Source organism: Gordonia jinghuaiqii (assembly GCF_014041935.1).
Taxonomy (GTDB): Bacteria; Actinomycetota; Actinomycetes; order Mycobacteriales; family Mycobacteriaceae; genus Gordonia; species Gordonia jinghuaiqii.
The window spans coordinates 2802681-2822591 of sequence record NZ_CP059491.1 but is presented as its reverse complement, the minus strand read 5'-3'; the positions used below and the strand labels follow the sequence as shown (position 1 = coordinate 2822591).

The 19911-nt window shown below is 67.0% G+C and carries 21 protein-coding genes; 11 read left to right on the top strand and 10 right to left on the bottom strand.

Features of this window, described 5'->3' with window-relative positions:
* Positions 1-71: 71 nt before the first annotated feature.
* Positions 72-2471 carry a sensor domain-containing protein gene (locus tag H1R19_RS12545; protein ID WP_219851637.1) on the bottom strand — a complete coding sequence of 800 codons (2400 nt, stop codon included), beginning with the start codon at positions 2469-2471 and terminating at the stop codon, positions 72-74.
* Positions 2472-2773: 302 nt separating this feature from the next.
* On the opposite strand from H1R19_RS12545, the gene H1R19_RS12540 reads away from it, so the two are divergent.
* Both H1R19_RS12540 and H1R19_RS12535 read left to right on the top strand, forming a co-directional pair.
* The gene (locus H1R19_RS12540) at positions 2774-3940 is read left to right on the top strand and encodes a beta-ketoacyl synthase N-terminal-like domain-containing protein (protein ID WP_188330284.1); all 1167 of its coding nucleotides are present in this window, start codon (positions 2774-2776) and stop codon (positions 3938-3940) included.
* 142 nt (positions 3941-4082) lie between these two features.
* On the top strand, positions 4083-4970 hold the full coding sequence (locus H1R19_RS12535) for a hypothetical protein (RefSeq protein ID WP_188330283.1): 888 nt from the start codon (positions 4083-4085) through the stop codon (positions 4968-4970).
* On the opposite strand, the gene H1R19_RS12530 is transcribed toward H1R19_RS12535, so the two are convergent.
* Both H1R19_RS12530 and H1R19_RS12525 read right to left on the bottom strand, forming a co-directional pair.
* A complete protein-coding gene (locus H1R19_RS12530) occupies positions 4921-5739 on the bottom strand; it encodes a cytochrome c oxidase assembly protein (protein WP_188330282.1) in 819 nt (272 codons plus the stop codon). The two genes, H1R19_RS12535 and H1R19_RS12530, sit on opposite strands and share 50 nt — an antisense overlap.
* Before the next feature lie 2 nt (positions 5740-5741).
* Positions 5742-6302 carry a DUF2243 domain-containing protein gene (locus tag H1R19_RS12525; RefSeq protein ID WP_188330281.1) on the bottom strand — a complete coding sequence of 187 codons (561 nt, stop codon included), beginning with the start codon at positions 6300-6302 and terminating at the stop codon, positions 5742-5744.
* 112 nt (positions 6303-6414) lie between these two features.
* Here H1R19_RS12525 and H1R19_RS12520 point away from each other — a divergent pair, with 112 nt between their 5' ends.
* Complete coding sequence (locus H1R19_RS12520; protein WP_219849183.1) at positions 6415-7278, top strand: LLM class F420-dependent oxidoreductase; 864 nt, start codon at positions 6415-6417, stop codon at positions 7276-7278.
* Between the two features lie 75 nt (positions 7279-7353).
* Here the strand turns inward: H1R19_RS12520 and H1R19_RS23230 are convergent, their stop codons facing one another.
* Both H1R19_RS23230 and H1R19_RS23225 read right to left on the bottom strand, forming a co-directional pair.
* Complete coding sequence (locus H1R19_RS23230) at positions 7354-7596, bottom strand: hypothetical protein (RefSeq protein ID WP_244970687.1); 243 nt, start codon at positions 7594-7596, stop codon at positions 7354-7356.
* Positions 7593-7760, bottom strand: a complete 168-nt coding sequence (locus tag H1R19_RS23225) for a hypothetical protein (protein ID WP_223205314.1) — start codon at positions 7758-7760, stop codon at positions 7593-7595. The genes H1R19_RS23230 and H1R19_RS23225 overlap by 4 nt, the downstream gene beginning before the upstream one ends.
* Positions 7761-7908: 148 nt before the next feature.
* Between H1R19_RS23225 and H1R19_RS12510 the strand changes: the two genes are divergently transcribed.
* The 7 genes from H1R19_RS12510 (at position 7909) to H1R19_RS12480 (ending at position 13518) form a co-directional block, all read left to right on the top strand.
* Positions 7909-8505, top strand: coding sequence for a sulfite oxidase-like oxidoreductase (locus tag H1R19_RS12510; RefSeq protein ID WP_219849182.1), 597 nt, complete (start codon positions 7909-7911; stop codon positions 8503-8505).
* A complete protein-coding gene (locus H1R19_RS12505) occupies positions 8502-9218 on the top strand; it encodes a ferredoxin reductase (protein ID WP_219849181.1) in 717 nt (238 codons plus the stop codon). Before H1R19_RS12510 ends, H1R19_RS12505 begins: the two co-directional genes overlap by 4 nt.
* Before the next feature lie 78 nt (positions 9219-9296).
* Entirely contained in the window at positions 9297-9773 is a 477-nt protein-coding gene (locus tag H1R19_RS12500) for a glutathione peroxidase (protein ID WP_219849180.1), read from the top strand.
* A 32-nt stretch (positions 9774-9805) separates the two neighbouring features.
* Positions 9806-10729 (top strand): DUF1295 domain-containing protein, encoded by a 924-nt coding sequence (locus tag H1R19_RS12495; RefSeq protein WP_219849179.1) that lies wholly within the window; start codon positions 9806-9808, stop codon positions 10727-10729.
* Positions 10726-11853, top strand: coding sequence for an FAD-dependent oxidoreductase (locus H1R19_RS12490; RefSeq protein ID WP_219849178.1), 1128 nt, complete (start codon positions 10726-10728; stop codon positions 11851-11853). Before H1R19_RS12495 ends, H1R19_RS12490 begins: the two co-directional genes overlap by 4 nt.
* A 179-nt stretch (positions 11854-12032) precedes the next feature.
* Positions 12033-12692 (top strand): hypothetical protein, encoded by a 660-nt coding sequence (locus H1R19_RS12485; RefSeq protein WP_188330274.1) that lies wholly within the window; start codon positions 12033-12035, stop codon positions 12690-12692.
* Position 12693: 1 nt separating this feature from the next.
* A complete protein-coding gene (locus tag H1R19_RS12480) occupies positions 12694-13518 on the top strand; it encodes a crotonase/enoyl-CoA hydratase family protein (RefSeq protein ID WP_244970686.1) in 825 nt (274 codons plus the stop codon).
* A gap of 377 nt (positions 13519-13895) precedes the next feature.
* On the opposite strand, the gene H1R19_RS12475 is transcribed toward H1R19_RS12480, so the two are convergent.
* The 5 genes from H1R19_RS12475 to H1R19_RS12455 all read right to left on the bottom strand — a co-directional run bounded on the left by H1R19_RS12475 (position 13896) and on the right by H1R19_RS12455 (position 18600).
* Complete coding sequence (locus H1R19_RS12475; RefSeq protein WP_188330273.1) at positions 13896-14534, bottom strand: cysteine hydrolase family protein; 639 nt, start codon at positions 14532-14534, stop codon at positions 13896-13898.
* Positions 14535-14647: 113 nt separating this feature from the next.
* Positions 14648-16252, bottom strand: a complete 1605-nt coding sequence (fadD5, locus tag H1R19_RS12470; protein ID WP_219849177.1) for a fatty-acid--CoA ligase FadD5 — start codon at positions 16250-16252, stop codon at positions 14648-14650.
* Between the two features lie 118 nt (positions 16253-16370).
* Positions 16371-17618, bottom strand: a complete 1248-nt coding sequence (locus tag H1R19_RS12465) for an RNA polymerase sigma factor (RefSeq protein ID WP_219849176.1) — start codon at positions 17616-17618, stop codon at positions 16371-16373.
* Positions 17615-17992 (bottom strand): YciI family protein, encoded by a 378-nt coding sequence (locus tag H1R19_RS12460; protein ID WP_219849175.1) that lies wholly within the window; start codon positions 17990-17992, stop codon positions 17615-17617. Before H1R19_RS12460 ends, H1R19_RS12465 begins: the two co-directional genes overlap by 4 nt.
* A gap of 170 nt (positions 17993-18162) precedes the next feature.
* On the bottom strand, positions 18163-18600 hold the full coding sequence (locus H1R19_RS12455) for a M15 family metallopeptidase (protein ID WP_372631339.1): 438 nt from the start codon (positions 18598-18600) through the stop codon (positions 18163-18165).
* A gap of 163 nt (positions 18601-18763) precedes the next feature.
* Here H1R19_RS12455 and H1R19_RS12450 point away from each other — a divergent pair, with 163 nt between their 5' ends.
* Positions 18764-19891: a DUF2235 domain-containing protein gene (locus tag H1R19_RS12450; RefSeq protein WP_188330268.1), complete on the top strand. Its 1128-nt coding sequence runs from the start codon at positions 18764-18766 to the stop codon at positions 19889-19891.
* Positions 19892-19911 lie beyond the last annotated feature (20 nt).

Here is a 19911-nt window from a genome sequence, read left to right as displayed (position 1 = left end):
CCGTCGTCACCGACGATATCGACCACAGCCGGGTCACGATGTCGGACGCGTCGACGATGAGAGTCGAACCCTCAGGCCTTCTGCCACACCGACGGATCGACCCCGATCAGGACTCCCGAGCTGATGACGTCGGGCAGTGGTACCGGGCGGCCGAGGTGATAGCCCTGGGCGAGGTCGCACCCCACCGCTGCGACGGTGGCGGCCTGCGCGGCGGTTTCCACACCCTCGGCGACCACTCTCATCCCGGCGGCGTGGGCCATGGTCACGATTCCGGCGAGGATCGCTTGTGCGCTGTGGTGTTCGTCGAGGGCGTCGACGAAGGACTTGGCGGTTTTCAGGACGGTGACGGGGAGACGGTAGAACTCGCTGAGAGACGAGGCGCCCGTGCCGAAGTCGTCGAGCGACACCTGTGTGCCCAGCGCGCGCACGTCACCCAGGAGACTGAGGAGCTCGGTGTCGAGCGGGGCGAGAGCACTCTCGGTGATCTCCAGGCAGAGCGATTCCGGCCTCAATCCCGACGTGGTGAAGTTCTCCTGCAGGCGCATCAGGAACTGGCCGTTGGTGAGTTCGCGTCGTGAGACGTTGATACACAACATCACCCCCTCCAATTGTGGAACCGCGACCACCTCGGCCGACGCGGTGCTCAGTACATACGCACCGACGCGGTCGATGAGATTGGATTCCTCTGCGAGGGGGATGAATTCGGCGGGCGAGATCGAACCCAGCTCCGGGTGCCGCCATCGCAGGAGACCTTCGAGTCCCACAAGCGTGCCGTCGACGGTCGAGACGATGGGCTGGTAGTGGATCTCGAACTGACGGGGGTCGCTGTCGAGTGCACGTCGGAGTTCCTCTTCGATGCGCTGCCGACGCTGCAGTTCTTCCCGGTGGTGCGTCCGGAAGTGGACGTAGGGTGCACGAGAAGCCTTGCGCGCCTGATAGAGAGCGATGTCTGCGTCGCGCAGGAGGTCGGTGGCGGTGTAGTCGTCCTCGGAGGTGACGGTGGCGACGCCGATGCTCGCCTCCACCGTCAACGGTTCGCTGCGCGTGCTCACCGCGATCGGTTCGTACACCGTCGCACGGATCTTGTCGATGTGATGCTCGATCTCCTCTGCGGAGCAGGCGATCCCGAGGGTGGCGACGAGGACGAACTCGTCACCGCCGATCCGTCCGACAGCTGCCTCGTCCGGCGTCGCCGACGCGAGCCGCTGCGCGACGGTGTGCAGTACCTCGTCGCCGACTGCGTGGCCGAGTGAGTCGTTGACGAGCTTGAAGCTGTCGAGGTCGATGTAGTAGATGGCGACGCAGCTGAGATCGTTGTCCTCTCCGAGTGCTGTCATGTGCGACTCGAGCTCGCGGATGATCCCGGCGCGGTTGTACAGCCCGGTCAGTGGATCGTGCACGGCCTCCCACGCCAGCTGGGTGCGTTCGCGGTGCCGATCGGTGATGTCGACGAAGGACACGAGCGCGACGACCTCGGTGGCGACGTCGTCGATGGGCCGGCAACTGCAGGACAGCCACCGATCCCCCGCGGGCGTCCGGATCGTCGCGGTCGCGTCGGTGATCGCCGCCCCGGTTCGGAGGCACGTCGCGATCGGTGATTCGTCCCCGACGAAATCCAGTGGCATCTCGTACACGCTCGCCCCGGGGATCGCGTCGGGACCGAGCATGGTGGCGGCAGCGGGGTTGGCAAGCTCGATGGCCCCGTCTTCGCGGACCACGATGACCGCCTGGTGGAGGGCGGCGAGGATGGTGCCCAGGCGGTCGATCAGCGGTCGGCGGGTCGGTTCGGCGACGATGAGGAAGCCGTCGTCCATGGTCGTCACGGAGGTGTGCGCGAGAAACGACCGTCCGGTGTCGGCGCGTCGATGCAACTGGTCGACCGTGCCGCCGAGCGAGACCGCCGCGTGTGGGTCCACATGCGCACTCACCACCTCGTCGAGGTCGTGACCGATGGCATCGGCAGCGAGCAGACCGTACATCTGCTCGGCCGCCGGATTCCACGAACGAACCGTCATGTCGTCGTCGACGGCGATGACCGCGTTGCTGACGTGGTCGAGGAGGGCAGCCTGCCGGCGCAGCGTGGACTCGACCGCCTTCTGCGCACTCACGTCGCGAAGGATGACCTGATATGCCGCTCGGTCGCGCCACACGGTCCGCACGGACGTGACCTCCATCGGACGGGACACCCCATGGGAATCGACCATCACGACCTCTTCGGGAACGGTCGCCGCTCCGGCTTCGTCGCCCATGCCGACGATCCGCTCGATCATCTGCGGAAGCTCATCGGGATGGACGAACTCGGTGATGGAACGACCGAGCATGTCGTCTCGATCCTCGATCCGCGCGAAGTCGAGGGCAGCGGAGTTCACGTAGACGATCTCGCCGTCCTGGTGGACCGCGATCGCATCCGGACTGAGTTCGAGAAGCAAACGGTAGCGTTCGGCCACCGCGGCATCGGCGGAGGGAGCCATCGGCTCGGCGTGCGGAGCGACGAGTTCCGACCGATCGTCATCTGGCGTCAGATCTGCCACCCTCACCCTCCTCACGGCCATGTCGTTCGACCCCCGCCGTCCATGTTCCATGTTCCCCTACGGCAGGACGAAACGGGTGATGTAGGTGGGGCGAGTGTGCGCGGATTGAACATCGCACACCGAAATTAAGTGAGTGAGCTGGTGGGATGTCGGGTTTGCGCGAGATTCTGGTAGCGGGTCACCCGGTCGGGTAACCGCGATGGACCCCTCGCCATCGCAGCCATCAAAGAAAGTGCATCACAATGACGAATCAGCGTTCAACGATCTCGGGACTCGGGGCAGTGAGTGGATACGGCTGGGGCCGCGACGCCCTCTGGCGTGGGCTCTCGTCCGGCAAATCTGCTGCCGCCCTACGCCGCGGGTTCGGCTTCGGTTCTTCCGACGACGAGAGCCCGGGATGGATAGTGCAGGTTCCCGAAGGCGGTGACCCGGCCGACGGCCGGACCCGGTTCGCCCGCGCCATGCGCGCCGCCGCCCGTGAAGCGATCGACGACGCGATGGCTCGGGGATGGAGTCCTGGTGCGCGCGTGGGACTTGTGCATGCGTGCGTTCTCGGTGACCTGGACATGTATCCGATGGTCACGTCCGGAATCGGCCGGTACACCGGTCGCCAGTACCTCTCGGTGACGCCGTCGACGCCGGTGTCGTTGCTGATGCAGGAGTACGGATTCCACGGGCCGGCCATGAACGTCTCGGCGATGTGCACGTCCGGTTCGGCTGCCATCGTCACCGCGAAGTCCTGGCTCGACTCGGATCTCGTCGACGACGTCGTGGTGGTCGCGACCGATCTGTCGGCCAAGCCGGAAGTCGTCAACATGTTCGTACAACTCGGCGTCGCCATCACCGACACCGATGCGCTGAACGCCTGCCGCCCTTTCCAGGAGGGCAGCCGTGGGTTCACCTTCGGTGAGGCGGCGATCGCGTTCACGATGACCAACAGGCGAACCGACGGATACGCAGATGTGTTGGGCGGAGCGATGACTCACGACGCATTCCATGTGACGTCCATCGATCCGGAACTGGTCAACATCCGCGCCTGCGTCGATCAGGCGTTGACGATGGCCGGCGTGGAAGGCGGCGACATCCGATACCTGAACGCCCACGGCCCGGGCACGCGGCAATGTGACCGGGCGGAGGCCACCATCGCCGAGACCATGCTGCCCAACGCAGAGGTGTTCTCGGTGAAGCCGCTGGCCGGACACTGTCAGGGCGCTGCAGGAGCCGTTGAGCTCGCCGCGTCGCTGCTGGGATATGAGCGGGGTGAGATCCCGGCGACCCCGACGGTTGCCGACGCCCTGCTCCCGCAGTTGCTCGACGGCCGAACCGAATTGGACCCCGGCCTCACGCTGAAGACCTCACTCGGCATGGGTGGGCACAATGCGGCAGTCGTACTCGCGCCCCATACGTGAGTCGCTGGACAGCCGAACATGACGCCGGTGCGGCCTCGACGACTCTGCTGCCGGGGTCGCACTGTCACGCCACGATGCACCAATTCGTGCTCAATAGTCGCAGTGGGATGCGGAACGGGCTGCCAAGTCGGACAATTCAGCCATGACGAACGATCAGAACAGTGCGGTCCCCGAATCATCACCATTGGTGACTGCGCCACCGTCCGGCACCCGGCGCGTGCTCACCGCATTCCTGAACTCGCCCTTCGCGGGTATGTCGCCGTGGATCCTGATGGCATTCCTCGCGGGTCCCGGCCGGTTCGAGGAAGCCGCAGCAGCGGCTTTCGCCCTGTCGCTGCTGCTCGTGATCGGCGGTCACAGACGCGGCAACAGCATCAAACTGCTCGAGGTGTTCGACGTCGCCTACTTCGGCACGATGGCCGTACTCGCCCTCTTCGCCTCCGCGGGTGTCATCGACTGGCTGGAGAAGTGGGGCGGGGAGATGACCAACGTCGCGCTGGTCTGCTTCGCGCTCGGGTCCATCCTGCTCCGCCAACCGTTCACGCTCCAGTACGCGCGCGAGACCACCGAGAAGGAACTCTGGGACAACCCGCTGTTCCTGCGCATCAACTACGTCATCACCTGGGCCTGGGTCGCGGGATTCGGGGTCTCGGCGATATCGGGTGCGTTCGGCGACCTCGTGCTCGATGACCCGAACAATTTCTGGACCGGCTGGATCATCCAGATCGGCGGAACCCTGTTCGCGATCGCGTTCACCGAGTTCTACCCCGACTACGCGATGTATCAAGCCGCCCACCGTGAAGGGTGGGAGGCCGATGAGAAGCCGCAGAGCGTCCTGCACCTCTTCGACTGGATACCGATCTACGTGCTCGCCATCGGTATCGCCGGGTTGCTCACCGAATCACTCAGCGCCGCTGCCAGTATCGTCTTCATGGTGCTGGGTGTGATCAGCATCGGCGTCTTCCGGCGCCTCACCCGCATCATGGATGGGCGACTGGAATCGCCGGCGAACGACCCCGCGGCCGGCTGAGAGCGCGGTCGGTCCGCCAGGTGCGCAACATGGCCAGGGCGAGCAGTATCTCGGCGATGTCACCCCAGTAGTACATGAGAGAGCCGGCACTGCGTAGTTCGTCGGCGGGCGCCTCGAAACCGAGGAACAGTCCGGCATGGATCAATTGTGCGATTACCGCATGCGCCGCGACCGCGATCCCGATCAGGACCAGGCGCACCGGGACCGATGGACGCTCCGGTGCGGGATCCGGTCCGGCGATCATCCAGGCGAACAGGTAACCCGAGACGAAGAAGTGGACGTGCACTGCGGCGTGGACGACCGGGTTCGAATCCGCGATGTCGAACAGCGGGGTGAAGTACAGGGCCACGAGACCGCCGACCGTCGCCACCAGCAACACCACCGGATGCGCAACGATCCGCGCCGGCCGCGACCGAACGATGTGCATGAGGCGTCGGCCGAAGGCGGCGGGGGTCGACCGCAACAGCAACGTCACCGGCGCCGAGAGCGCCAGCGCCAGTGGGGCATACATTCCGATGAGAAGATGCCCGATCATGTGGGCGGAGAGGTCGTCGGAGCCGGCGGGCACGGTGGCGACGACGAGGAGACCGACACCGACGACGAAACCTGCTGTCCGCCATCCGCTCCATCCGCGGGGGTCCTGACGACAGCGAAGGGCAGCAGCGCCGTACACGGCGATCGCGACAGCGGCCACGAGCAAGGCGCCGAAGGTCGTCGAGAAGCCTTGCCCGCCTGCTCCGTGAGCGAGGACGGCAACGGGGGTCGACACGGTCACCTCGACGATGGGGTCGACGCCACGGCGTCAGCGTGTGACGCTCGCGGTGCCGAACGCTGGAGCAGCCACCCGACGATCACGAGCAACAGGCCGAGGACCAGAAAGCCGATGTCCCATAGCGTCTGGTGTTCACCGGCGCGCACATGGTGGATGCCGAGGATGTGGTGGTCGATGATCCCCTCGACCAGGTTGAACAGTCCCCAGCCGGTCAGAATCCACCCCCACAGGACACGGCCCGTCCATGTCCTCTCCCCGGCACGACTGAGACGTCCGTACAACAGTGCCAGTCCCAGCAGGACCGCCAGCCAGGTGAACGTGTGGAACAAGCCGTCCCACAAGGTGTTGATCTCCAATCCGTGCACGGTCGTCGCCGGATAGGATTCAAGTCCGAGCCTGTCCTGGCCGGTGCTGGTGAGCATGTGATGCCACTGCAGGATCTGGTGCAACAAGATCCCATCGACGAATCCGCCGAGCCCCACACCCAGCACGATTCCGGGCAGGGTCAGTGACGTCGGGCGCACGTCGTGACTCTCCACTCTCTGCTGGTCCACCCTCATTCCTCCTCACCACGCGAACTTCGGTGGCGGCTACCCCCGTTCGTACCGACCGAAACCAGTGATCGGCGGCACGGGCGACCGGACGGCGGCCGCCCTCGGTACTGTCGGATGTATGAATCTCGACGGTGTAGGAATCTGGAGTTCGCCGCTACGGTACGGAGACGCCGGGGAGGCCGCCGACGCCGCGGCCGAGCTGGACGAGCTGGGTTTCACCGCCTTGTGGATCCCGGACGTCGGAGGTCCGGTGCTCGACGCCGTCGCCAATCTGCTCGGAGCCACCAAGCGGGCTGTGATCGCGACCGGCATCCTCAACATGTGGATGCACGAACCCGCTGACGTCGCCGCAGCCCACGCCCGGTTCGCCGACGAGTTCGGTCCCCGGTTCCTGCTGGGACTCGGGATCAGCCATGCCCCCCTGATCGACGCGACAGAAGCGGGCCGCTATCGCAAGCCGCTGGCCACCACCAAAGCGTTCCTCGACGGGCTCGACGCCGCGCCCCAACCGGTCCCCGCCGAGGCGCGCGTACTGGCCGCGCTCGGACCGAAGATGCTGGCCCTGGCCGCCGAGCGCACCCGCGGCGCCCACCCGTACCTGGTCACTCCCGATCACACCGCGATCGCGCGCGAAGCTCTCGGTGCCGGTCCCCTGGTCGCGCCGGAACAGACGGCGATCTTCGCGGCCGATCGCGAGGAGGCGCGCGCGATCGGCACCAAGTGGCTGACGGGCTACCTCGCAATGCCCAACTACGCCAACAATCTTCGTCGTCTCGGATTCACCGAGGACGACCTCACCACTGTCAGCGACCGCTTGTTCGACGCGCTGATCGTTTGGGGCGACGAGGCTGCGATCCTCAAGCGGATCGACGAGCACCGCACCGCCGGTGCCGACCACGTGTGTGTCCAGGTGCTGCAAGCCGACCACCGCGGCTTCCCTCGGGAGCAGTGGCGTCGACTCGCCGCATCACTCAAGTCCTAGCAACGACCCCGCCGTCTCGCCGCAGGATCCCGGCGCCACCACTCGCGGTGGAGCCGGGATCCTGGGCGCCGGCGGCTACGGGATGTCCCGCCGTCGATAACCGGCGAACCCCACCGCCACGAAGGCCGCGAAGACCAGGCTGATCCAGACCAGACCCCACCAGTCCGCCCCGGCGACGACATCCGGCACGTGATGGAAGGGGCTGAATCCGAGTGCCCGGTCCGGCAGCTTGAAGCTGGGCCCGAGGATGGTCAGCACGAACGAGACCAGAACCCCGAACCGGACCGCAGGACGCGCCTGCGGCCGAGTCCCGGTCACGGCACCGCGAGGGCGACGACGGTCCACGCCGCGGGGACGGTCGCGAACGCCTGAAGTATGGCGTCGCCGAAGGTGATCCAGAAGTCGGCCGTCGAGGCGAAGATCCCGACCACCACCCCGGCGATGACGACGAAGACCGCCGGCGCGAGGGCGGCGACACCCACGTTGGTCGCGAAGTAGTGCGCCCTGCTCAGGTCTCATATGCGCAACACTTCTCGGCATCGGTGCGGGCGTGAACGCGTGCGCTTCGGTGTCTGCCGGAAGCATCGGTGTGCCCGGAGCATCGATGAGTGCCGCGTAGACTCCGCGACCATGGCCATCGTCAACCGAGGTTTTGTCGGTCGTCGCGACCGCGACGCCCGGCGCCTCCCACCGGGTCAGTACACGACGCTGGACTTTCCCGTCCTCTCCGCCGAACCCACTCCTTCGGTCTCGCTCGACACCTGGTCGCTGGCCGTTCAGTCGGCCGACCATCGTGCCGTGAAGTTCAGCTGGGAACAGTTCCAGAGCCTGCCGCACGACGACGTCACCACCGACATCCACTGCGTGACCAGGTGGTCCAAGTTCGCCACCCGATGGCGCGGGGTCTCATTCGACACCCTGCTCGGCGCGCTGCCCTGGGAACCTGCCCCGTACGTGATGGCGCACTGCTACGGCGGATACACCACCAACGTTCCCCTCGCGGACCTCACCGGGGGTCGCGGATGGATCGCCGACACCTACGACGGTGAACCGCTCGCTGCCGAGCACGGTGGTCCAGCCCGCCTCCTCGTTCCCCATCTCTACTTCTGGAAGAGCGCGAAATGGGTTCGGCGCCTTAGGTTCATGCCCGAGGACACCCCGGGCTTCTGGGAAGAGCGCGGCTACCACATGTATGGAGACCCCTGGCGCGAGCAGCGGTATTCGTGACCACCTGGCAGCTCACATCGGTGACCGCTGTCGCCGACATCACCCCGACGGCGCGCACCCTGCGCCTCGCCCTGCCCGAACACATCCACGCGATGCCGGGCCAACACATCGACATCCGGCTCACCGCCGAGGACGGTTACTCCACCGCACGCGCGTACTCGTTGTCCGATGTGCGCGAGACCCGGTCGGTCGAAGTGACCGTCGAACGACTCGAGGACGGTGAGGTCTCGCCGTACCTCGTCGACGTGGTCGAGGTGGGGGATCCGCTGGAGATCAGCGGACCGCACGGCAGATGGTTCACCTGGCCCGCCGGTGACGACCGGCCGGTCCAGCTGATCGGGGGCGGTTCCGGCGTCGCGCCGCTGATGTCGATGATCCGCAGTCGAGAGGTCGAGGCCCCGCACACGCCGTTCTCGCTCGTCTATTCGGTGAGAAGCCCCGAAAACGTGTACTACCGCGACGAGATCCGTCAGCTGATCGAGCATCGGCGCATGGACGTACACCTCATCCACACCCGTGTCGCCCCGGTCGGGTCGGTGCGGCCGGCGGGACGCGTCACCGCCGCCGAACTCGCCGCCCTCACCATCGACTCGGTCAGGTCACCCACGGTGTTCATCTGCGGACCCAACCACTTCGTCGAGCACTGTGCGAAGTCGATGATCGACGCCGGACACGACCCCACCCGGATCCGTACCGAACGTTTCGGGGAGTGAGCGGACCGGACCCCTGCCGGATCAGTGCCTTCACTGATTAGACCCGGCAGACGACCGGGCCCCAAGTAGCGTGGCGCCATGACCTCCGCGTACGACTTCACCGCAACCGGCATCGAGGGCGACCCGGTCGAGCTCGCCGACTTCCGGGGCGACCCGCTGCTCATCGTGAACACCGCGTCCCAGTGTGGGTTCACCCCGCAGTATCGCGGCCTCGAGACGCTCCACCGTGAGTACGCGGACAAGGGTTTGCGCGTGCTGGGCTTCCCGTGCGACCAGTTCGGGCATCAGGAGCCCGGTGACGAGGACGAGATCAAGAACTTCTGCTCGCTCACCTACGACGTGACGTTCCCGATGTTCGCCAAGGTCGAGGTGAACGGTCCCGCCGCGCACCCGCTGTTCGAGTGGCTCCGCGACCAGAAGTCCGGCGTGCTGGGTGGCCGCATCAAATGGAACTTCACCAAGTTCCTGGTCGGTCGCGACGGGTCGGTTGTCGCGCGGTTCGCGCCGACGACCAAACCCGAAAAGCTTGCCGGGTCCATCGAGCAACAGTTGTGACATCCGGACGGGCGACGGAGAGGAACGGCGGGGTGCAGGACAGAAACGTCAGCAGGACAGCATCTTTCGTACGTGTCGCCCTCGCCTACCTCGTCGCCTTCGGTGTCGCGGCGGCATGGCTGGCGTGGGGGCCCGAGACGGGCCGGATGTGGCTCGACACATTCATCGCCGATCTGCTGGCGACGCTGGTGATCTTCGGCTTCAGCCGGGCCTTCGCGAATTCGAGTATGTACGACGCCTATTGGAGTGTCGTACCGCCGGCATTGCTGCTCTACTGGTGGGCGGCCGGTGACGCCGGACTCGACGCCGTGCACTGCTGGGTCATCGCGGCGGTGGTGACCGTGTGGGCGGTCCGTCTGACCGCGAACTGGGCGAGCGGGTGGCCCGGGTTGCAGCACGAGGACTGGCGCTACCCGATGTTGAAGGCCCGCGGTGGGCGAGCAGAATTTCTCGTCGACCTCGTCGCGATCCACCTGGTCCCCACCGTTCAGGTCTTTGCGGGGATGATCCCGGTGTACATCGCGGTGACGCACCCCGGCGAGACGGTGGTGTGGTTGACGGTCGTCGCCGCGGTCGTGGGACTCGCCGCGGTCGCACTCGAGTACGGAGCCGACGCCCAGCTGCGGCGGTTCACCGCTCACCGGAGGCCGGGGGCTGTTCTCGACACCGGGCTGTGGGCGTGGTCCCGGCACCCGAACTACTTCGGGGAGTTCCTCTTCTGGGTGTCGATGGCGCTCTTCGGGATCGCTGCCTCACCCGGCGACTGGTGGTGGCTGTGCATCGGCGCCGTGGCGATGGCGGCGATGTTCCTCGGCGCGAGCATCCCGATGATGGAGGCGCGCAGCCTCGAACGCCGGCCCGGCTATCAGGACGTCGTCGACCGGGTGCCGCGATTCATCCCCCGCCGTCCTCGAGAACCGCGCGCACCCGATCAACCCGGACGGGCCCCCGTGTGACACGTCCGCGTGTGGTCATCGCGGGCCTCGGTGACACCGGATTGCTCACCGCCATCCACCTGTCGCGGCACGCCGATGTCGTCGGCGTCTCCTCGAAGCCTGAGCTGCTCAGCGGGCAGGAGCTCGGCCTGCGTGTCAGTCGTCCTCAGGTGTGGGCGCGCGATCATCGGATCCCGTTCGGGCGGTTCCGCAAACTCGACGGGGTGCGCACGATCCACGGTTCGGTGTCCGCGGTCGACCTCGGAAACCGAACGGTGACCGTTGTCGACACCGGCGGCGCCGAAATGGTCGAACGCTTCGATGCGCTGGTCATCTCGACGGGGGTGCGCAACGGATTCTGGCGCCACCCGGATGTGCAGTCTGCCGCGGAGATCGACGCCGAGTTGCGATCGGTACATCGACGATTCGACTCCGCCGGCTCGATCGCCGTCATCGGAGGTGGCGCCGCCGCGGTGAGCGCGGCAGCCAACCTCGCCGCGACCTGGCCCGACAAGCGTGTGGATCTCTATCACCCCGGCGACCGGGCGCTGCCGCGTCATCATCCTCGAACGTGGCAGAACGTGCACGCACGTCTCACGCGGCTGGGAGTCGGCGTCCACGCCGGTCACCGTGCGGCGGTGCCGGCGGGGTTCGCGTGCGACGAGGTCACCACCGGGCCCGTCCGGTGGACCACAGGGCAGGACACGGTGGAGGCGGATGCGGTCCTCTGGGCGATCGGGCGGGTCGTGCCGAACACCGCGTGGCTTCCGGCGGATCTGCTCGACGAGTCGGGGTTCATCCGGGTCACACCCGAACTGCGCGTCCCCGGGCACGACCTCGTGTACGCGATCGGCGACGTCGCAGCGACCGACGACCTGCGGAGTTCGGCGCGCAATCGCGCGGATCGGATTCTCGCCCACAACATCCGCGCCGACCTCTCCGGCCGGTCCGGGCGTGCCCGGCGGTTCGCCCCGCCGAAACGACGATGGGGATCGGTGCTCGGCGCGCAACCCGACGGCCTCCAGGTCTTCGCCGCCAACGGTCGGCCGTTCCGGTTTCCGGCCTGGACGATCGACACCATCTTGCAGCCCTGGATCGTACGACGAGGCATCTACGGCGGCATCCGTGGAAAGGACACCGACTGACCAGGGATGTCGCCCCGGCGGAGCCGGTCAACGTGTGCCGGCGGAGCCGGTCAACGTGTACAGGCGGAGCCGGTCAACGTGTGCCGGCGGAGCCGGTCAACGTGTACAGGCGGAGCCGGTCAACGTGCGCCGCGGCGAGTATCGGCCGGATGGTCATCTCCCGCGCCTACACTCGGCCCATGAGTCACGACCAGTTCTCCGCGTCTCCAGCCGATCCGTCCGGGCGGCAGCCGGGTGCCGGAGCACCTCCCCCGGCGCCTGAGTACGGAACTCCACCACCGGTGACCGATCCGCACGACACGACGGTCAGCACACCGCAGAAGCCCACCGCCCGCGAACGCACCGACGCGATCGTGAAGAAGTCGGTCATCGGCCTGATCATCGCCGCGCTCCTCGTGGTCACCTACTTCATCCTCGCCGCGTTCCTGCCCCGATGGTGGGCCGGACAGATCGGGAACCGGGTCGACGGGTCGATGAGCAGCGGGGTCTGGACCGGCCTCGTGCTGGGCATCGTGTGCACGTTCGTCCCCGTGCTCCTGTTCGTCTTCGCCTTCCTCAGCCGCCGGCGCCTCAAGTGGGTCCCGACCATCGGGTTCGCGGTTCTCGGCGTACTGGTGGCCATCCCCAACCTGTTGACGCTGACCGTGGTGGCCGGCGGCGGGAGCGGCGCACACGCAGGCGAACGCATCTTCGACGTGGAAGCACCGGGATTCCGCGCGGCCACAGCGTGGGGCGTGATCATCGGAGTGGTCCTCGCGATCGTTGTGGGTTACTTCATCTGGCGCTATCGGCGTCGCGGCCGCCAGCTCCAGCAGACCCGTCAGAAACGCGAGGCGTAAGGTGGCTCAACCCGCGGACGGATCGGCAACCGAGCAGAGAATCCTCGTCGACGTCGACGATGCCGGCGTCGCCACGGTCACGCTGAACCGGGCGGACAAGCACAACGCGCTCGACTCCGCGATGTTCGACGCGCTGCTGGACGTCACCGGCACCCTGGCAGCGGATCGTCGGGTCCGCGCGGTCGTCCTCCACGGCGCGGGCAAGAGCTTCTGTTCGGGTCTGGACCTGTCCAGCCTGGGCAGCGGCGGTGGCGCCAGGTCATTGCTGGACCGTGAGGGCGATGCGCTCGCGAACCACGCACAGCGTGTCTCGCTGGACTGGGGCCGCGTTCGGGCCCCGGTGATCGTCGCGATCACGGGCAACTGTTTCGGTGGCGGCCTACAGATCGCTCTCGGCGCCGACATCCGGTATGCGACCCCGGACGCCCGGATGTCGATCATGGAGGTCAAGTGGGGTCTGGTTCCCGACATGGGAATCACTCAGACCCTGCCCCGGCTCGTGCCCCTCGATGTCGCGAAGGAACTCACGTTCACCGGCCGCATCATCACCGGTTCCGAGGCACACGACCTCGGCCTCGTCACGCACGTCGCCGACGACCCGCTCGCCGCGGCCCAGGAACTCGCCCGGGAGATCGCCTCGAAGTCGCCGCACGCGGTCCAGGCCGCCAAGCGCCTCTATGACGAGACCTGGGCGGGCGCGGAACCGGCCGCAGCCCTGATGCTGGAGAGCACACTGCAGGTCGATCTCATGGGATCGCCCAACCAGCTGGAGGCGGTGTACGCGGGAATGGCGCGTCGCGAGGCGAACTTCTCCGATCCGGACTGAGCGCAGGCGCCGAACGCGGCGGCGTCCGATGTGGCACGCAGAGAACAACTCTCTGCAATCACGGACAGATCGGCGGGGGTGTCGCGCGGTAGGTTTTCGCGCGACACCAGCCGTCGAACGGAGACCTGGTGCCCGGCTCACGGCGCCCGAGACCGTCGACCATCTGGCCGGTGTCATCGAGGAGCCATCGAGGAGCTTCCTGTACCGCCGATTCTCCGGCGGCCGTCCAACCGGCCCGCGATCATCACGAGGACACCCTCCTCGGGAGGGTTGACGCGTTCATCGACGGGGCGCTTGCCACAACGAATCTCGATGCGCACACTCGCGCCGGCCTGCAACATCTCGGGTGATCATGTCGGGCGGGGGCCCACCTGACGTCAGCCGCCCACGACCCGGGACTCGAGGTCGTCGACGGTCATGACGTCGGCGGTGGAGAAGGCCAGGATCTTCAGGGTCGCCGCGTGGACCTCGGTCGCCGACATCGCACCCCAACCGACGTCGGGGTAGTCGAAGGTGCCGGTGGCATCGGCGAGGAAGACGACATAGTAGTCGCGAAACATCGCGTCGCGGGCCGTTGCATGGCAGCAGTTCTCGGTGGTGGTTCCGATGATGACGACTGTCTTGATTCCGCTGTTGCGCAACAGAATATCGAGTTCGGTTCCGTAGAAGGCGCTGTAGCGGTGCTTCTTGATCACCACTTCACCCGGCTCGGGTTTGAGCTGGGGATGGATCTCGATCCCCGGTGTCCCGTCGACGAGACTGGCTCGTTCGGCGATCGGCGGGTAGAGGTCTTCGAAGCGGCCCATGTCCGATCCGTCCGGCCGATGTGCGTGCGTCGAGTACACGACCTTCATCCCGGTCTTGCGGGCGAGCTCGAGTACCCGCTGCATCTGCGGGATCGCCTCGCGTGCCTGCGCCGAGGCCATCGGTGACGAAGCTTCGACGAAGTCGTTCTCCATGTCGACGACGATCACCGCGGTGGTGGCGGGGTCGATGCGCGGCACTGTGTAGCCCATGGTGGTCTCCGGTCCTGAGAGGGTGGTTGAACCAGCCAATCATCTCCGACCGAACAGTACGATGCCACCGGTGGCGCGATCGTTCACCGACGGGTGGCCGGGCACGGGTCTGCTCAGGTGGCCAGCCCGGCGTCCTTGCTGCCGTAGGACTCTCGCAGGCGGGGCTTCACGACCTTGCCGCCGGCGTTCCGGGGCAGTTCGTCGATGATGACGATGTCCTTGGGGTGCTTGAAGCGCGCCAGGTTCTCGTTGAGGTGCGGCTCGAGATCGGCGAGGGTCAGATTCTCGACGCCTTCGGCGAGCACGACGACCGCCACCGGCACCTCGCCCCACTTCTCGTGCGCGCGACCGATCACCGCGGCCTCGGTGATGCTCGGATGCCCGTACAGAACGTTCTCGACCTCGGCGCAGTAGATGTTCTCGCCGCCGGAGATGATCATGTCCTTGGCCCGGTCGACGACGTAGAGGAATCCCTCGTCGTCCTGGCGGACGAGGTCGCCGGAATGGAACCACCCACCGCGGAAGGCCTCCGCGGTCGCTTCGGGCTTGTTCCAGTAGCCCTTCATCAGGTTGGGCCCGCGATAGACGATCTCCCCCACCTCACCCGGCTTCACGTCGTTCATGAGCGGGTCGACGATGCGGGCGGTGACGGCCGGAACCACTTTGCCGATCGAGCCGATCTTTCGCAGGGCGTCCTTGCCCTCGAGGATTGTGGTCACCGGCGACATCTCGGTCTGTCCGAAGGCTGTCATGTTGAGCGCGGCCGGGAACGACTCGTTCATGGCGTTGAGGACGGTGTCCGATGCGGGCGCCGCACCCCAGCTGATGGCGCGGAGCTTGAGCTCACGCGGCTTGGCCTTCTGTGCGGCGCAGACCGCCTGCCACTGGGCGGGGACCATGAAGACCGACGTGGTGCCCTCGCGTTCGAGGGTGTCGAGCATGGTCTCGGGGTCGAACGCGCCGAGCGGGTGGATCACTGCCCGGATCCCCCGGTAGAAGACCGGCGCGAATCCGCCGATGCCGGCGATGTGGAAGAGCGGCGGAACGATCGACGCGACATCGTCGGCCTGTCCGTCCGTGGTGGCGATCGTGGTGACGGCCTGCGCCTGGAAGTTCTGATGGGTGAGCATGGCGCCCTTGGGTTTTCCGGTGGTCCCCGAGGTGTACATGATGGCGGCGACGGTGTCCTCGGGCACGTCGACCTCCGGCAGGTCCGTTGCGTCTTCGGCGAGCAGCTCCTCGAAGTCGAGATGGGCGTCGTTGTCGCTGCCGTCGACGACGATGATGGTGTCGATCGCACCCGTGGATGCGCTCACCGCCTCGGCGAGGGGCGCGAGGAGCCGCTCGGTGACCACGACCCTCGCACCGCTGTCGGTGACCAGATACGCCACCTCGGCGGGACTCATCCGGATGTTGACCGGGACGGGGATCGCACCGATCAGCGTGGCTCCCAGGACCGCCTCGATGTACTCGGTGCGGTTGAGCAGCGAGATCAGGATGCGGTCGCCGAACTCCACGCCTCGCCGGTGCAGTGCCGCGCCGAACGCGTGGGCCCGGTCGTCGAGTTGTTTCCACGTGGTGTGCTTGTCCAGATAGGTGATCGCCGTCTTGTCCGGGGTCATGAAGGCATGCCGGCGAACCTGGTTGTTCCAGTGGTTGCGACGCGACCGGTACGGCTCGGTGGTCAGATCGGCGGCGGCTTCGCTACTTGCAGTCATCACTGGCTCCCGTGTCCAACGTGCACTCGTCGACATTGTTGTCTGCGTCACACCCTACGCAGACACGTCGGACTGCGTAGGCGGTCTCGGTCTCTGGTTCCGGTGTCGGCGAGGGGTGTCAGGCGAGCCGGGCGGCCCGGCGCCGAAGGTGCTCTCGCACGCGGGGGTCCTCGGTCAACGTCGCCGCGCGCTCGTAGTGGTCGCGTGCCATCGCGAGCACTCCCGCGCGCGCGAGCAGATCAGCCCGAGTCGCCTGAAAGGGTTGGAACCTCTCGACGTCGTCGTCGGCGGCGAGGCGATCGAGGAGTGCCAGCCCGGCCGTGGGTGACGTGGCACGTCCGACGATCGCGGCGTGCGCGGTCTGCGCGCCGAGCGTCGGTGTGAGTTCGACAAGTGCTGCCGACAAGGTCTGTAGCGCAACCCAATCGATGATTCCCGTCCGTGCCCGGTCGGCGTGGACGGACTGCATGGCGGCCTCGAGCTGGAAGCGACCGGGCCGCACCCCGGTGAGGCCGAGCGCCGCCCGGCGCAGCATGGCCTCTCCGTCCCGGATGAGCGAGGGGTCCCAGCTCCGCGGGTCTTGTTCGTCGAGCGGGACGAACGGGCCCGTCCGCGCCGGCGCGCGGGCCAGCGACAGCGCGATCAACGCGGCGAGACCCCACGCCTCGGGCTCCTCATCGAGTGACGATGCGAGGGTGACCGCCAGATGGAGCGCCTCGGCCGCCATGGAGTCGGCGGTGTCGGGTCTCGAGCCGTCGGCGTCGTTCCAGGCGATCGCGAAGCAGCCGTAGACGGCTTCGAGGACGGCGGACAGCCGTGCGGGCATGGCGGTGCGGTCCGGAATGACGAACGGGATGCGGGCCTGGCGGATGCGGCGTTTCGCCCGGACCAGGCGCTGTGCCATCGTCGGCGGTGTCACCGCGAACACCGCGGCGATCTCCGCCGCCTCGAAACCCAGTACCGCCTGCAGCATCAGTGGTGTCCGGATGGCCGGGTCGATCGCCGGATGCGCACAGGTGAACAACAATTCGAGTCGCTTGTCGCCGATGGCGTCGAGGTCGATGTCGTCGAAGGGTGTCACGGCGGCCGCTCCGGGGTCGGTGTCGTCGAGGACGGCCGAGCTCCGGTGTGCCGCCGACTTCCAGACGTCGCGCTGCTGATTGCGGGCGACGGTCAGCAGCCATGCTTCGGGGTTGGTGGGCACGCCGTCGGTCGGCCACGTCGTGAGCGCGCGTTCGAATGCGGACGCCAGTGCGTCCTCGGCGAGCGCGAGATCGCCGGACGCCGCGGCGAGGAGCGCCACCAACCGCGAATACGATTCACGGGCAGCATGTTCGGCTGCGGCGTGCGCCCCTCGTCGGGTCATTCGTTGGGCGTCCACGCCCCGCTCACGGTGTAGGTTGCGCCCGGCCGGATCTCGACGACACCCCAGTCGATCGGGGGTGCCTGACGAGCCCACTCGATAGCCGCGTCGAGGTCGGACACGTCGAGAACGATCGTCCCGCCGAGCTGCTCTTTGGTGTCGGCGAAGGGGCCGTCCTGGACGACGAGTTCGCCGTCGACTTTCCGCAGCGTCGTCGTCGAATCGGAATGCCGGAGGACCTCGGCGCTCACCAGCACGCCCGCATCTTGCAGGGCCTGGGTGTAGGCGGAGAAGGCCGCCTGCCCCTGCTGAATGGCCTCCTCGCCGAGAGTCGACGCGTCCTGCTCGGCGTAGTGCAACAGCAACGAATAATGCATGGTCTGACCTCCTGGTCACCGGGGCCGTCTTTCGGTCCGTGTGCGGAGATGACGATCCGGGTGAGTGTCAATCGACAGGGTACGACCGAATCGGCCGACGACGGCACGCAACGGGGACGATTCCAGGAGGTCTGAATCCAGCCTCGGCGGTCGTGTGGCCGCTGCCCGTGTCAGCCTGCCCGGCGGTCTGCACGGGTGGCGGCGTCGGGCCACATGGGCGGACACCGCAGGCCGGGAACCGTCACCACCTCGAAGTGCCACCACTCGTTGGCGAAGGTCCGGCAGAGTCCCCATCGGTACCCCGCCTTCTCGAGCCAGGCCGCCCCCTCCCGCGGACCGACATCGATGGCGTCGCCGTGAACGTGCGGCGATTCCGTGGGCGGGAGCACCCAACGGCGAGCCGTCTCCGGACTGCCGTAGGTCGCGATCGCGTCGCGCCACATCTGTCGCTGCTCGCCGAACGTGCGTTTCCCCGACGTGATCCACAGCGGAACATTCTGTGCTCGTGCGGTATTCGACGCTTCGCGGTACGCGGCGGACAGCACCGGGTCGAGGCCCGCGGTGGCGGGGGCGGCGTGGGCCGCAGTCGCGCCCGGCCCGCCGAGCATCAGGGCGGCGGCGACTACCGCGCTCGCGAGGGCGGTGCACAGCGACGACAACTGAAACCTCATGAACGCAGTAAACCGTACGACCGACAACTCTTGCGCCGGCCCCGCACTGCGGCGTTACGGTCTACCCAGCCCGGGGCCGATGAACCGTGGAAGGTCCGACATGAAGAAGCGACTGGTGATCTGCTGCGACGGCACGTGGAAATCGTCGAAGGACCCGCGGATCTCCAACGTCGAGAAGATCGCACGCGCGGTCAGGACCGAGGCGGCCGACGGTGCTGTGCAACTGGTGCACTACGTCAACGGAGTGGGTACGGGTTCGGGGTGGTCCGACCGGATCATCGGCGGTGCATTCGGCCGCGGCCTGGACTCCAACCTCATCGACGCCTACCGGTTCCTCGTCCTCAACTACGAACCAGACGACGAGATCTTCGTCTTCGGGTTCAGCCGGGGCGCGTACACCGCCCGGAGTCTGGTGGGCATGATCGGCCGGGTCGGGTTGGTGACCCCGGGCGAACTGGCAGCGAACCCCACCGAGAACCTGTTCGAGAAGGTGCTGCAGCTGTACCGCGGGGATCCTGGGGCAATGCCGAGGAACACACCAGGAGAACCGGTGAAGATCCAGTTCATCGGCGTGTTCGACACCGTCGGTGCCCTCGGCGTCCCCGGCATCACCCGCTTCCGGCACAAGTTCCACGACGTCAATCTCGGCGACAAGGTCCGTTTCGCGCGTCAGGCGCTGGCGATAGACGAGCGTCGACTCACCTTCGATCCGTGTGTCTGGAGCACCGCGGGCAACACTCGCACCGACGTCAAGCAGGTCTGGTTCGAGGGCGTCCACTCCGACATCGGCGGTGGACTCGACACCGCCGAACCATCGGAACTCACTCTCGCCTGGATGGTCCGGGAGGCGACCGATGCGGGCCTGGAGTTCGCCTACGACCGCTTCACCGCGATCCGCTCCCCGATAGATCCGTCGAACCCGAGGTATGGGGCCAACAAGTCGATGAATGCGGCGTACGGCATCGTCAACGCGGTCAAGCTCGGTCTGGGTCGGTTCCGCATGCGGGGGGACGTCGTCCGTCACCGGGGACAGGCCCGTCTACTCGAGGTCTCCGCGGACCCGGCGAAGCCGATGCTGATCGCAGCGCCGGCGCTCACTCGGTGGACCGACGACCAGGGCGGTCGAAAGAGCAAGGCGCCCAACATCGAATGGTGGGTTGATCTGATCGACGACCCCACCGAACTCGAAGCCCGGGTTGTCGAGATACCGCCGCTCGCTACGCCGTGACCCCTGTGTCGTGAATCCCG

What these genes read in the sequence shown, in the direction of transcription:
- H1R19_RS12510 (WP_219849182.1), top strand. Translation starts at nt 7,909, where the DNA reads ATGGCCATCGTCAACCGAGGTTTTGTCGGTCGTCGCGACCGCGACGCC.
- H1R19_RS12475 (WP_188330273.1), bottom strand. Translation starts at nt 14,534, where the DNA reads ATGGGCTACACAGTGCCGCGCATCGACCCCGCCACCACCGCGGTGATC.
- H1R19_RS12450 (WP_188330268.1), top strand. Translation starts at nt 18,764, where the DNA reads ATGAAGAAGCGACTGGTGATCTGCTGCGACGGCACGTGGAAATCGTCG.
- H1R19_RS12540 (WP_188330284.1), top strand. Translation starts at nt 2,774, where the DNA reads ATGACGAATCAGCGTTCAACGATCTCGGGACTCGGGGCAGTGAGTGGA.
- H1R19_RS12460 (WP_219849175.1), bottom strand. Translation starts at nt 17,992, where the DNA reads ATGCATTATTCGTTGCTGTTGCACTACGCCGAGCAGGACGCGTCGACT.
- H1R19_RS12485 (WP_188330274.1), top strand. Translation starts at nt 12,033, where the DNA reads ATGAGTCACGACCAGTTCTCCGCGTCTCCAGCCGATCCGTCCGGGCGG.
- H1R19_RS12535 (WP_188330283.1), top strand. Translation starts at nt 4,083, where the DNA reads ATGACGAACGATCAGAACAGTGCGGTCCCCGAATCATCACCATTGGTG.
- H1R19_RS12455 (WP_372631339.1), bottom strand. Translation starts at nt 18,600, where the DNA reads ATGCTCGGCGGGCCGGGCGCGACTGCGGCCCACGCCGCCCCCGCCACC.
- H1R19_RS12520 (WP_219849183.1), top strand. Translation starts at nt 6,415, where the DNA reads ATGAATCTCGACGGTGTAGGAATCTGGAGTTCGCCGCTACGGTACGGA.
- H1R19_RS12500 (WP_219849180.1), top strand. Translation starts at nt 9,297, where the DNA reads ATGACCTCCGCGTACGACTTCACCGCAACCGGCATCGAGGGCGACCCG.
- H1R19_RS12465 (WP_219849176.1), bottom strand. Translation starts at nt 17,618, where the DNA reads ATGACCCGACGAGGGGCGCACGCCGCAGCCGAACATGCTGCCCGTGAA.
- H1R19_RS12525 (WP_188330281.1), bottom strand. Translation starts at nt 6,302, where the DNA reads ATGAGGGTGGACCAGCAGAGAGTGGAGAGTCACGACGTGCGCCCGACG.
- fadD5 (WP_219849177.1), bottom strand. Translation starts at nt 16,252, where the DNA reads ATGACTGCAAGTAGCGAAGCCGCCGCCGATCTGACCACCGAGCCGTAC.
- H1R19_RS12545 (WP_219851637.1), bottom strand. Translation starts at nt 2,471, where the DNA reads ATGGCTCCCTCCGCCGATGCCGCGGTGGCCGAACGCTACCGTTTGCTT.